Source organism: Streptomyces sp. NRRL S-1813, from assembly GCF_000719605.1.
GTDB lineage: Bacteria > Actinomycetota > Actinomycetes > Streptomycetales > Streptomycetaceae > Streptomyces > Streptomyces decoyicus.
In genome coordinates this window covers 83624-96975 of record NZ_JOHB01000008.1, presented here as the reverse complement: position 1 = coordinate 96975, position 13352 = coordinate 83624, and the positions used below count along the sequence as shown (strand labels likewise).

The 13352-nt window shown below is 71.3% G+C and carries 8 protein-coding genes; 5 read left to right on the top strand and 3 right to left on the bottom strand.

Annotated elements, in window-relative coordinates:
- The first annotated feature begins 1026 nt into the window (after positions 1-1026).
- Positions 1027-1779, top strand: coding sequence for a hypothetical protein (locus IF67_RS0114530; protein ID WP_078889450.1), 753 nt, complete (start codon positions 1027-1029; stop codon positions 1777-1779).
- 546 nt (positions 1780-2325) lie between these two features.
- Here the strand turns inward: IF67_RS0114530 and IF67_RS0114525 are convergent.
- Positions 2326-3177 (bottom strand): LysR substrate-binding domain-containing protein, encoded by an 852-nt coding sequence (locus tag IF67_RS0114525; protein WP_234341098.1) that lies wholly within the window; start codon positions 3175-3177, stop codon positions 2326-2328.
- 80 nt (positions 3178-3257) lie between these two features.
- Between IF67_RS0114525 and IF67_RS0114520 the strand changes: the two genes are divergently transcribed.
- On the top strand, positions 3258-3767 hold the full coding sequence (locus IF67_RS0114520; protein WP_030985708.1) for a cupin domain-containing protein: 510 nt from the start codon (positions 3258-3260) through the stop codon (positions 3765-3767).
- 96 nt (positions 3768-3863) lie between these two features.
- Here the strand turns inward: IF67_RS0114520 and IF67_RS0114515 are convergent, their stop codons facing one another.
- Positions 3864-4607, bottom strand: coding sequence for a DUF4232 domain-containing protein (locus IF67_RS0114515; protein WP_030985706.1), 744 nt, complete (start codon positions 4605-4607; stop codon positions 3864-3866).
- Between the two features lie 464 nt (positions 4608-5071).
- Between IF67_RS0114515 and IF67_RS0114510 the strand changes: the two genes are divergently transcribed.
- Positions 5072-5602 (top strand): DM13 domain-containing protein, encoded by a 531-nt coding sequence (locus IF67_RS0114510; protein WP_030985704.1) that lies wholly within the window; start codon positions 5072-5074, stop codon positions 5600-5602.
- A gap of 97 nt (positions 5603-5699) precedes the next feature.
- Here IF67_RS0114510 and IF67_RS0114505 read toward each other — a convergent pair whose 3' ends face one another.
- On the bottom strand, positions 5700-6494 hold the full coding sequence (locus IF67_RS0114505; RefSeq protein ID WP_030985702.1) for an oxidoreductase: 795 nt from the start codon (positions 6492-6494) through the stop codon (positions 5700-5702).
- Positions 6495-6864: 370 nt separating this feature from the next.
- Here IF67_RS0114505 and IF67_RS0114500 point away from each other — a divergent pair, with 370 nt between their 5' ends.
- Both IF67_RS0114500 and IF67_RS0114495 read left to right on the top strand, forming a co-directional pair.
- Entirely contained in the window at positions 6865-12909 is a 6045-nt protein-coding gene (locus IF67_RS0114500) for an amino acid adenylation domain-containing protein (protein WP_051818052.1), read from the top strand.
- Positions 12910-12993: 84 nt separating this feature from the next.
- Positions 12994-13221: an MbtH family protein gene (locus IF67_RS0114495; RefSeq protein ID WP_030985698.1), complete on the top strand. Its 228-nt coding sequence runs from the start codon at positions 12994-12996 to the stop codon at positions 13219-13221.
- Positions 13222-13352: the final 131 nt, after the last annotated feature.

Below are 13352 nucleotides of genomic sequence, written 5' to 3'. Positions count from 1 at the left end.
GAACCGAAGCCGACTGCTGAGCGTGACTAGTTGTGTGCCCTGTGCACAGACGGAGGCTACAGTCCTTTTGACGGAGACGGTGGGGCTCGGGTGCCGACGGGCGTCGACTGGGGCGGCCGAGCCGTTCGAGGGAGAACTGGATGGGAGACCGAAGCAGGTACGCGGCCCGAAATGCGGTGCTCGTTGCCTTGATGATCGCGTCGGCGGGGTGCGCCCACGCGGCGCCCGGCGGACGTGACGAGGGTGGTTCCGGCCTTGGCCGGCCGAAGCCCGCGAACAGCGCTGATGCCCCTGCCAACCCTGGGTCAGCTGAATCTGCCTCAGTGACTCCGGCTCCGTCGGACCGCGGTGGCGGGAGGGACCATGGTGCTGTGGGTGACCAATCGGCTGCCGGCGGTTCGGGTTCGGGTTCAGGCTCGGGAAGACAGAAGGATCCGTCAGGTGGCGGCCCTTCCTACGGCGGCGACCCCATCCCACCCGTCAAGCCTCCACCCGTCGACGATGGTGAGTCCCCGGCTTCGGGCAGCGGCATGGATCCGACCGGTGGTGGGGACGGTGGTGGCGGCGACACCGGCGGCGCCAGCACCGGCGGCGCCGGCGGGGAGGACAGCGAGACCTGTCCTCCGCCGAACGGATCCCAGTCCCCGTCTCCCCGGCCGGATCCGACGCAGCCGGCCACGCCGTCACCGCCGCCTGACGCCAGCTCTTCGCCAGATGGATCCTGTGCTTCCCCCTCCAGTACCTGAGCGCCGGGACGAGCAAGGTAGGAACTTGACCAGCAGAGGAAGCCAACGGCACACCCAGTCATGGCGACTTGACCCGCGCACGCGAGGCAACGGTGCGGCGCGCCGCCCTCAGCCAAGCCGCAGGCCGCGGACTGGCCTGCGCTCCCCTACCCGCCGAGCAGCAACCGCCGCGCGACGAGAGAGGCCTGTTACGCCGGCTTCCGGGCAGACGGCCGGGGACCGTACGGCAGCCGGACTGCTCGGCGTAGTGGTAGCGCAGGCTTCCTTCCTCGTAGCGATCATGTACTTTCTGGGCGCGGTTTACCTGACCTCCTACTACCACTACTTCCGTCTGGACGCTTTCAGCCTGGGCTTTGGCTTCGCCGAGCTCTCGATCCAGAGCCTGAACGTACTGAAAGTGCCTGTCGTGATCGCCCTGACCGTGGCTGTCCTGGCCGCACGTCACCTCACCACCAGGGAAAACGCCCCTGCACAGGGGAGCCTGGCACGCATGCTGGAGAGGTGGGGTCGGGCCGTGGTCCGAGCCCACCTGGCCTTCATCTTGGCCGGACTGGCTCTCCTTCTCCTATGGTCCCGCATCCAACCCTACGGATGGACGGCTCCCTTGCTGCTGGGGACCGGAGTGCTCCTCGGGCAGACCCCTTGGGCCGGTGGAGGTGCGACCGCCTCCCCGCTGTGGAGCAAGGCGGTGCCCGTCTTCACCGGCGGCCTGTTGATGATGTGGGCGTTCAGCCTCGCCACCAGCCAACTGGGCGAACAGGAGGCCCAGCAGGCCGCCGGCCAACTCGTGCGCCGCACAGCCGTCGCGATCCTGAGCACCGACCGCCTCAGCCTGGCCGGGCCAGGGCTAAAGGCAGAGGACCTGGGAGCGAAAGCGCACTACCGGTACCGCTACACCGGGCTACGCCGGATCATCGAACGCAACGGCCGCTACTACCTGTTGCCCCTCGGCTGGGACCCGCGGACCGGGCCTACCTACGTCATCCAGGACGGCAACGACGTCCGAGTCGAGCTGTTGCCCGGAACGCAATAGGGTCTGCCGACGGATCCGCCGGCAGACCCTATTGCGCCGCCCAGGGACGCGATCAATGCGCGGCCGGTGCTGCGTGATCCTGAGCCTCAGGAGCGCGGCTGCGTGAGTTGGTACGGCCGCCACCACAGGATCTTCTGGCCAAAGGAGGTGTGCCGCTTCGACCTGCAAGTACCTGTCCACGAACATGACTTCGGGCAGCGGTCGTTGACGGCTTCGGGCGGCAGTCATGAGGGTCATCGCGTCCGAGACCGACGGGAACAGCAGCTCCTCCAGTCGGAGCACCATCTCTTCCACGGACCCGAACTCTCAGCTGCCCAAGATCGCCACTGACCATTTTCGGGCAACAACCCCAAGGCCAACTCGGCCTTCGGGCGTCACTCACCGTGCTCACCTCACGGAAAGTGAGCCAGAACCCGAGTTGCGGCAGCACTGATCTTCCTCGGAGGCCCCGACTGGATTTTTTTGCCGCGCGGGGCCGGCTCGTTGGGTACTTGGGCCGTGTCCGGCTGGGGTCGTAGGTGCTCAGTGGTGGCACGCGGTGCTTGCTCAGTGGCGGTACGCGGCCATCGCGATCTCAAGGAAGGAGCGGATCAACGGGTTGGTGTCACCCTCGTTGGACACCGCGACCACTCGGCTTGGCGCCATGTCGACCAGCGGAATCGCGGCCAGGTTCTCGGGCAGGTCGTGTCCGAGCGGGGCCAAGCCGACCGTGCTGTTCCAGAGCACGGCCTGAAGGCATTCCTGGACGACGCGCACCACCGGGCCCTCGCGCGGCGTGCCGCCGTTCCAGTACGACTGCCAGATCGGGTCGGTTCCCTGCGGGAACTGGAACCAGCGGCGGTCGGCCAGGTCGGCCAGCTTCAGGTGGTCGCGACGGGCCAGCGGATCGTCGGCACGCAGAACCGCACCGACCGGATCGGTGCGCAGCTCACGAACCGTCAGGGCCGTGTCGTTGAACGGTGCACGGGTCAGGGCGACGTCGACCATTCCGATACGAAGCCCGCAGGTCGGGTCGGTCAGGTCGGTGTCGCGGATGTGGATGTCGACGCCGGGGTGGCTTCGGCGGAAGACGGCCGCCAGCCTGGTGATGCCGGGGTCGGTGCCGTCGCCCAGGACGCCGATGGTGAGGACCGCGGCGCCGGCCGCCGCGGCCACGCGGACGCGAACGCGATCGGCCTGGTCGAGCAGGGCCCGCGCTTCGTCGAGCAGCACTGCCCCCACCGGGGTGAGCGTGACGCCGGCAGGCGAACGGGCGAACAGCAGGGCACCGATCTCTGTTTCCAGCTGCTTGATCGCCCGGCTCAGCGGCGGCTGGCTCATGTGCAGCCGGGCGGCGGCCCGGCCGAAGTGGAGTTCCTCGGCGACCGCGACGAAGTAGCGCAGGGTACGTAGCTCCACGCTGCAACGATACCCGCAAGGTATCGGCGTGGCGGAACAGGTCTTGGACACTTGCAGGGCCCTGGCGGTGCACTGGGAGCATGACCGACGAAGCGAAGATGAGTGAAGCGAGGACCAGTGAACCGCAGGCCGGCCCCGACGTATCGGTGGTCGGCCCCGACGACGGCGAGACGATCGTCATGGGCACCACGCGCATGCGCGTCCTCGAAGACGGCAGCCACACCGGGCACCGTCTGGGGATGGCCGAGTCCGTCCTCGCCCCGCACACCGACGGACCGCCGCAGCACCGCCACGCCCAGCACGATGAGGGCTTCTACATCATCTCGGGCACGGTGCGGTTCACCGTCGGGGACAAGGTCTACGACGCGACCGCGGGCACGTTCGTAATCGTCCCGCCCGGCACCCCGCACACCTTCGCCAACCTGACCGACCAACCCGCCGTCATGCTCAGCACGTTCACCCCCGACCTGTATGTGCAGTACTTCCGAGACCTCCAGAGCATGACCGCCGAGGGCACGCCGCTGACACCCCAGGCCGCCATCCACACGATGAGCCGCTACGCCACCGAGCCCGCTACCGACTTCGCCTGAAGCCGGCGAGCCGACACCGCCCGGTTGCCCGCCAGCGGACCGGGAACAGTCAAGGCGCTCCCACCCCTCGGCGTCCGTCGCTCACACACGCAGCAGTCAGCCGATGGGGTTGACGAAGGTGGCCGGGTGGGTGGCGCCGGTCTGGTCGACGAGCGGGCCCCAGGGCCACTTCAGGGTCAGCGCTGTGGTCTCGTTCGGCGGGGTGACGGCCGCGAAGGCGGGCATCCAGGGGTGCGCCTCGTCCTTCCTGGCCATGGCGAGGTTGATCGTGAAGTCGGTGCTGTCTCCGGGCCCCAGGGTGATCGAGCTGTGCTTGGCCGACGAGCGGCGCAGCGACCAACTCTGGCCGCCGTTCCCGGACTTGAGGTCCACGCCCGGGAAGCCACCGATCTTGCAGGTGCTGCTGCCCTTGTTGGTCAGCACGATGCTGGTGGTCGTCCCGCCGTCTGCGTCCGGGGCGGGGGTCGCATCGCCGCCCGTGGCGAACGACGCCTTCAGGCCGGAGGTGTGGCAGCGCTGGACGCCCGAGCTCGACCCACCACTGGTAGCCGCCTGCGCGCTGCCCGGCTGCTTGCCCGCAGCGTCCGCCTTGGCGTCGACCTTCGCGTCGACCTCGGCACCGGGGCCCGCCTGGCCATCGGGGCCCTGGGCCCCGGCGGAGGAGCCCGCGCCGCCGGACTCGGCGGCGGCCACGCCCGTGTCCGTGTGGCCCGCGGGCTTGGCGCCGGCGGTGTCCGAGCCGGAGCAGGCCGTCAGGGTGAGGCCGGCGGCTGCGGTCAGGGCCGCGGCGGCAAGGCGCAGGGTGCGGCGACGAACGGTGCGGGTGGTGGTGGCGCTCATGTGGGGTCCCCCGGGGCAGTCGGTGTCGTTGGCTCTTCGGTACGTCACCCACTTTGGTCTGGGCCACTGTTGCCAGGCTGCTGCTCCACTAACGTCCGGCTAACAGGGGTGTGATGGGAGGAAGGACGCCCAGGAGAACCCGAAGAGGCAGGTGCGGAAGCCTAGTTGGGAATGAAACGCGCAGCTGCTTGCGGAAGCAGGGGCATCCGACAGGCCCGACAGTCAAGGTCATAGCCATAGCCACAGGCGCCCCGCCCACAGCGACCGGAACGGTCGGGACAGTCAGCAACCACGCGACCCATCGGACACGTCCAAGGCCCCGGTCGGGACTGCGGGCCTGACTGGTTACCGGTGTCTTACGGGGCGACCTCCCCCGCACCCCGACGGGGCGGCTGCGGGTTTGCTGTACGCATGATGGGCCCGCCGATAGCGGTCGGCCCCCTTGTCCCCTTCAGGAGGCCTTGGTGTCCCGAGTGTCCCGCCGTACCGTCGTGCCCCTCCTTCTCGTGCTGGTGGTCGTCGCCGGAATCGGGCTTTATCTCTTCCAGCCTTGGAAGGCGTTCACCGACACCACGGTGAACGAGGCACTGCCCACGGCATCCGCCCCCGAAGTGAAGGGCGGGGAACCGTCGATGAAGGGCACGAGACCGAAGGACCTCGCCGAAGGCCGCTTCGTCACCCACGAGCACGACACCAGCGGCACGGCCCGTACGGTCCGGCTGACGGATGGCGGCCAAGTGCTGCGGCTGGAGGACCTCAAGACCTCCGAGGGGCCGGATGTACGGGTCTATCTTTCGGCCCGGACCGCCGATGCGGCCAAGGCCGGGCTCGACGGCGGGGCGGTCGCGCTGGGGAAGCTCAAGGGGAATCTCGGAAGCCAGAACTACACCGTCCCGGCCGGCACGGACCTGTCGAAGTTCCGCAGCGTCGTGATCTGGTGCGAGCGGTTCTCGGTCTCCTTCGGCGCCGCCAATCTCGCCCCGGTGTCCGGCTGACCCGTTGAACATCTGGCTAGTACACGCGTAGCGGCTCTGCCACAACGTCTGTGAAGCCGGTGGCGGACCTGCCCACCGTCCTTCGCCCGAGCCCATGTCAGGTGGTCTTGATCTGGCCTCCGTCGATGACGAATTCGGCACCGGTGACGTTGCCGGCGCGCGGGGAGGCCAGGAAGGCAACGAGGTCGGCCACCTCCTGGGGTTCGGTGATGCGTCCGGTGGAGATGCCCATCTGCTGGGGTACGACCTGGTCCAGGGCCTCCTGTGCCGTGCCGCCCGCACTGGCCGCGACGGTGTCGGCGAAGGCGCCGGGGGCAGTCCAGAACGGGGTGCGTACGGGGCCGGGAGCGACGGCGTTGACGCGGACGCCACGGGGAGCGAATTCCTCCGACAGAGCTTTGGTGAGGTTGCTCAGGGCGGCTTTGGCCGCTGAATAGTCCACCACCATGGGGAAGGGCAGGCGGGCGTTGACCGAGCTGATGTTGACGATCGCGCCCTCGCCGTGGGCCAGCAAGTGTGGCAACGACGCACGGCTGGCGCGCACCGCGCTCAGGAAAGTCATGTTGAGGGCGTGCATCCATGCTGCGTCATCGACGTCGAGGAAGCTGGAGCGTGGGTTGGTGGCGCCGACGTTGTTGACCAGCACGTCGATCCGGCCATGTCGGTCTGCTGCCTCCTGGGCCAGCGTGTCGGCACCATCGGCGTCGGCCAGATCCACGGGGTGGAAGGTGACGTCGTACCGCTCGCGCAGGGCCGCCAGCTCAGTCGTTTCCGTGCGGCTGCCGACCACCACACGCGCGCCCTCACGGCCGAGTGCCTCGGTGACGGCCAGCCCGATGCCCTTGCTGCCTCCAGTGACAACGGCGACCTTGTCCGTCAGGTTCAGCTCCATCGGGATCTCCTCCTGCGTCACGCTTCCAGCATGGGCAAATGCATCTGCATCGGTCGTATGGAGTGAGTGTCCGCTCTCGTTTCGGAGTAGTGCCGTCGCCACGCGGCCTGCACTGAGGATTCCCGCCCACCAGCGCCCTTCGTGGGCCTTGGAACGTCTTGGTTCCGTCGGCGGCCGGGTCGTGACGGCGGGGTCGCCGGACACCTCCTGACGCAGCACAGGCGTCGAAGGGTCCGTCGAGGGAGGCGGCTGCGTACTGCTGGGCGTGCGCGGTGAAGTCGGCGGGGCTCGCGGCGCCGTGGCGATGCTTCCTGTTCCAGTCCTTGAGCATGCGGAGGAAGGCGTCCGCACCCAGGGTGCAGCGCAGGGCATGGACCGTCAGCCCTCCCCGCTCGGGCAGTGGCGCCGCCTCGCCACCCGCTACGCGACGACCCTCACCGAGGGAGTCCGCTTCGAACGGCGGCTGTTCCACGCGGTGTTCGCGACCGCGGTCGCGGACCCGGGACGGCGGATCGGCGCCCTGGAGATCCTGGCACCGGCCGAACGGGACCAGGTCCTGGTGGCGTGGAACGGCACGGTCGGCGAGCCGCCGTCCGTCCTGGTTCCCGAGGCTTTCGAGGCACAGGCCGCGCGGACCCCGGACGCGGTGGCCGTGGTCGCCGACGGGGTGGAGCGGACATTCGCGGAACTGCGCGCGCGGGCGGACGAGCTCGCCGGGTACCTGGCCGACCACGGCGTCGGGCCCGATGTGCTGGTCGGTCTGTGCGTGCGCCGGTCGACCGAGATGATCGCCGCTGTCCTGGCCGTCTGGAAGGCCGGAGGGGTGTGCGTGCCGCTGGACCCCGGCTATCCGGCGGAGCGCCTGGCGTTCATGCTTGCCGACGCGTCGGTGCCCGTGGTGGTGACCGAGCGGGCACTGGCCGGGCGGCTGGGCGAGTGCCGGGCGCCACTACTGCTGCTGGACGCGGACGCGCCCTCGGCCACGGACGCGCCCCCGGCCACGGACGCGCGGGCCGCCACGGGGCAGGGCGCGCCGACCGAGCAGCCGGCCGTGCGGGGAGACCGGGGAGCGTACGTGGTGTACACGTCCGGGTCGACGGGCGTGCCGAAGGGCGTGCTGGTGACGCATCTGGGCCTGGCGAACCTGTTCGCCAGCCACCGCGAGCGCGTCTTCGCCCCCGCGGCGGCCAAGGTGACCGCGGCGGCCGGGCGGCGGCTGCGCGTGGCACACACGGCGTCGCTGTCGTTCGACGCGAGCATGGGGCAGCTTCTCGGCCTCGTGGCCGGGCACGAACTGCACGTGGTGGACGACGACACCCGCCGCGACGCCGCCGCGCTGCTGGCGTACGTACGCAGCCGGGGCATCGACTACCTGGGGATCACGCCGTCGCTGCTGCGCGAGTTGGCAGGCCTGGGGATGCTGGACGGCCCCGGTCACCGGCCGGGCGTGATCCTGTTGGGTGCGGAGGCCACGGACGCGGCGCTGTGGGAGACGCTGCGGGAGTACCCCGGCATCGAGGTGCACAACTACTACGCGCCGAGCGAGTGCACCGTGGACGCCGTCGGCGCCCGGGTACGGGACAGTGCCCGGCCGGTGATCGGCAGGCCGGTCCGGAACATGCGGGTCTACGTGCTCGACGCGCGGCTGCGGCCGGTGCCGCCCGGAGTGACGGGCGAGGTCTACCTCTCCGGAGTACAGCTCGCCCGGGGGTACCTGAACCGGTCGGGCCTGACCGCGGAGCGCTTCGTTGCCGACCCGTTCGGGGGGCCGGGGAGCAGGATGTACCGGAGCGGCGACCTGGCCCGCTGGACCGCGGCCGGGTTGCTGGAGTACGCGGGCCGGGCGGACGACCAGGTCAAGCTGCGCGGGTTCCGTATCGAGCTCGGTGAGGTCGAGGCGGTGCTGGCCCGGCACGCCACGGTCGGGCACGCGGTCGCGATGGTGCGTGAGGACAGGCCCGGCGACCAGCGCCTGACCGCCTATGTGGTGCCCGCGCCCGGTGCCCGGGTGCACCCGGGCGAACTGCGGGAGTTCGCCGCCGGGAAGCTGCCCGGGTTCATGGTGCCCGCCGTGGCCGTCGTGCTCGACGCGCTGCCGCTCACCCCCAGCGGGAAGCTGGCCCGCCGCTCCCTGCCCGCCCCCGGGCCGGGGATCCACGGGGCCGGCGGCCGGGAGCCGCGCGAGCCCGCGGAGGAGATCCTGTGCGGGCTGTTCGCCGAGGCCCTCGGGAGCGCGCAGGCCGGGATCGACGACGACTTCTTCGCCCTGGGCGGGCACTCGCTGCTCGCGACCCGCCTGGTGTCGCGCATCCGTACGGTGCTCGGTGTCGAGCTCGCCGTACGGGACGTGTTCGAGGCTCCCACGGTGGCCGGTCTGGCGGCCCGGATCGACGCGTCGGGCCTCGGGCCTGTCTCCCCACGGAGGCCGGGGAGACAGGCCCGAGGGGCTTCCCGGCGTCCGGCGCTGCGGCCCGCCGACGACCGTCCGGTCGAACTGCCGCTGTCGTTCGCCCAGCGCCGCCTGTGGTTCCTGCACCGGCTCGAGGGCCCGTCGGCCACGTACAACATGCCGTTCGCCCTGCGCCTGACCGGGGACCTCGACGTCGCCGCGCTGCACGCCGCCCTGAACGATGTGGTGGCCCGGCACGAGGTGCTGCGCACGGTCTATCCGGATGCGGCGGGCGTGCCGCGCCAGCACGTCCTCGACCCCGCCGACGCCGTCGTCGAGCTGCCCGTGGAGGCGGTCGACGAGGCCGGGCTCGCCGCTTCGATCGCGGACGCGGCCGCGCACCGGTTCGCCCTGTCGTCCGAACCGCCCCTGCGCGCGCGGCTGTTCACGCCGGGCCCGGGTGAGCACGTGCTGCTGCTCGTGCTCCACCACATCGCGGGCGACGCCCTGTCCAACCGCCCGCTGGCCCGCGGCCTGTCCAGCGCCTACACCGCCCGGCGCGCGGGCCGGGCACCGTCCTGGACACCGCTGCCCGTCCAGTACGCCGACCACACCCTGTGGCAGCGGCGGTTCCTCGGCGAGGCGGACGACGAGGACAGTGTGCTGTCCCGGCAGGTGGAGTACTGGCGGCGGACGCTGACGGGGCTGCCGGCCGAGCTGGAGCTGCGCCGGGACCGGCCACGTCCGGAGGTGGCCAGTCACCGCGGCGCCACGGTGCCGCTGCGGGTGGGCCCGGACCTCCACGCCCGGCTCGCCGCGCTGGCCCGGGCGGGGCACGCGAGCCTGTTCATGGTCGTCCAGGCGGCGCTGGCGGCGCTACTCACCCGGGACGGCGCGGGCACCGACATCCCGATCGGCACGCCGACCGCGGGGCGCACCGACGACGCGCTCGACGACGTCGTCGGATGCTTCGTCAACACCTTGGTGCTGCGTACCGACACCGGCGGGAACCCGAGCTTCGCGGAGCTGCTGGACCGGGTGCGCGAGGCGGGCCTGGCCGCGTACGCGCATCAGGACGTGCCGTTCGAGCACCTGGTGGAGGTGCTCAACCCGGCGCGCTCGGCAGCCCGGCACCCGCTCTTCCAGGTGCTGCTGACGCTCCACCACACCCACGACCTGGCGGTGGACCTTCCGGGGCTGCACTGCCGGGCCGAGGGGACGCAGTCACAGTCGGCCAAGTTCGACCTGCTGTTCAGACTGGCGGAACGGCGCACCCCGGACGGGCTGCCCGGGGGTCTGGAAGGCACCGTCGAGTACAGCACGGACCTGTTCGACCGGGGCACGGTGGCGGACCTGGCGACCCGGTTCGAGCGGCTGCTCGATGCCGCGGCCGCCGACCCCGCCGAGCGGATCTGGCGGCTGGACACCCTCACGCCCGCCGAGCGCGGGCGGGTCCTGGTGGAGTGGAACGACACCGCACGGCCGCCGTCCTCCTCGACGCTGCCGGAGCTGTTCGAGGCGCAGACGGCCCGGACCCCGGACGCGATCGCCCTGTCCGCCGGGGAAGTCGACCTGACCTATGCCGAGTTGAACGCGTGGGCGAACCGTCTGGCCCATGCTCTGATCGAGCGCGGGGCCGGACCGGAGCAGGTGGTGGCCGTCGCCCTGCCGCGCTCGGTCGAACTCGCCGTGGCCCTGCTGGCCGTGCTGAAGTCCGGCGCGGCCTATCTGCCCGTCGATACGCACTACCCGGCCGAGCGGATCCGCGCCCTGCTCAAGGACGCCGGGCCGGTCTGTGTCCTGGACGACCGGGACCAGGTCCGGCACCCCGGCGACCGGCCCGCGGTGAATCCGGGCGGCGCGGCCCTCGGTACGCCGTTGACGTCCGCGCACCCCGCTTATGTGCTCTACACCTCCGGCTCGACGGGCGCGCCCAAGGGAGTCATCGTCCCGCACGGCGCCGTCGTGAACCGGCTGCTGGGCATTCAGGCCGAGTTCGGACTCGAACCCTCCGACTCGGTCCTGTACAAGGCGCCGACGTCCTTCGACGCGTCCGTGTGGGAGTTCTTCTGGCCTCTGACCACCGGGGCCCGGATCGTGGTCGCCGACCCCGAGGGGCACCGGGACCCGGCCTACCTGGCTCAGGTGATCCGCGCACACGCGGTGACGACCGTGCACTTCGTGCCGTCGATGCTGTGGACCTTCCTCGACGAACCGGCCGCGGCCGGCTGCACGAGCCTGCGGCGGGTCCTGACCGGAGGGGAGGCGCTCCCGGCGGACCTGCGGGACCGCGCCCTGACCGTGCTGGACGTGGACCTGCACCACCTCTACGGCCCGACGGAAGCCACCGTCCACGCGACGACCGGCACCTGCGGGCGCACCCCGGCCGCGGCACCGGACGGCCCACCGGTGCCGATCGGACGCCCCGTCAGGAACATGCGTGCCTACGTGCTGGACGCGGGCCTGGGCCCGGTGCCACCGGGCACCGTGGGAGAGCTCTACCTTGCCGGCGTACAGCTCGCCCGCGGCTACCTGAACCGCCGTCGCCTCACGGCCGAGCGGTTCGTGGCCTGCCCGTTCGGCGCGCCGGGGGAGCGGATGTACCGGACCGGGGACCTCGCCCATTGGGCCGAGGACGGCGTTCTCCACTTCGCCGGCCGCGCGGACGACCAGGTCAAGCTGCGCGGGTTCCGCATGGAGCCCGGCGAGATCGGGGCGACTCTGACCCGGCACGCCACGGTCTCGCAGGCCGCCGTCGTCGTCCGCGAGGACCGGCCAGGACAGCGGCGGCTGGTGGCGTATGTGGTCGGGGCGCCGGGTGCCGAGCCGCAACCGGCCGAGCTGCGGGCCCACGCCGCCCAGGTGCTGCCGGAGTTCATGGTCCCGGCCACGGTCGCCGTCCTGGACGCGCTGCCGCTGACCCACAGCGGGAAGCTGGACCGGCAGGCCCTGCCGGAGCCGGGCCCGCGCTCGCCGGTCTCCACGTGGCCGGCGCGCACACCCGAGGAGGAGATCCTCTGCGGCCTGTTCGCCGAGTGCGTCGGCGCGGTCGCCACCGGCATCGATGACGACTTCTTCGCACTCGGCGGTGACTCGCTGGCGGCGATCCGGCTGGTGAGCCGGATCCGGGACACGCTGGGCTTCGACCTGTCGGTCCGGGACCTGTTCGCGGCACCCACGGTGAGCCGCCTGAGGGAACGCCTCCGACGGGGCGTCCCGGGCGACGCCTTCGACGTCCTCCTGCCGCTACGGGCCTCCGGTGGGCTCCCGCCGCTGTTCTGCATCCACCCCTCCGATGGCCTGAGTTGGTGCTACACCGGGCTGCTGCGGCAGCTGGGGCAGGACCGCCCGGTGTACGGGCTCCAGGCGCGCGGCATGGCGCGGCCGGATGAGTACCCGGAAACGATGGAGCACCTGGTCACCGACTACGTTGCGCAGATCCGTTCGGTCCAGGCCACCGGCCCCTATCATCTGCTGGGCTGGTCGTTCGGCGGCCTGGCGGCCCACGCCGTCGCGGTCCGCCTCCAGGCCGAGGGCGAAGAGGTGGCTCTGCTCGCCCTGCTCGACTCCTACCCCCGGGACCCCCAGAGGGCGGCTCCGCTTCCGGACGAGCAGGAAGTCCTCTCGGCCCTGCTCGACTTCGCGGGCCACGCCGGGGACGGCGTACCGCTGCGCATCGCCGACGTCATGGAGGTTCTGCGGAGCGGCGGCGGGCCCCTGGCGGACGTGGAGGAGCGCCGCGTGGTGGCGATGACCGAGATCGTCGCGAACAATGCACGCCTGTCTGCGGCGCACGTGCCCGGTCGGTTCGACGGGAGCCTCCTGCACTTCACGGCGACCTCCGAACGCTCGCCGGGGCTGCCGACCGCGGCTTCCTGGGAGCCCGCTGTCACCGGTCGCGTGGAGCGGTACGCCGTGGACTGCACCCACCAGGAGATGTGCAAGCCCGTGCCGCTCGCCCAGATCGGGCGCGTGGTGGCCGAAAGGCTGGGCGACGTCGCAGCATCCGGCTACCGCAGTCGGTAGCCGGAGAGCCGGAGAGCCGGAGAGCCGGAAAGCCGGAAAGCCGGAAAGCCGGAGAAACCAGAAGAAGGAAGAAGGAAGCACACCATGACCAACCCCTTCGAGCACCCCGAGGGCACGTACCTGGTGCTGGTCAACGACGAGGCTCAGCACTCCCTGTGGCCGTCCTTCGTGGAGGTCCCGGCCGGATGGGAGGTCGCCCACGGGGAGGATTCCCGGGAGGCCTGCCTCGCCTATGTCGAGGAGCACTGGACCGACATGCGCCCGAAGAGCCTCGCCGAGGCCATGGACGGGGCCGACGGGACGGGTTCCTGACCCGTCGGCGACCGGCACACCGGCTCCTGGTGAGTCCGGCCCTGTTCGACGATGGCCGATCTGTCCTCGGAGCCGGGACGGCGCAGCGCGCCCGCTCCGAGGACGGCGCCGTCCCCGGTCGAGTACCGCGT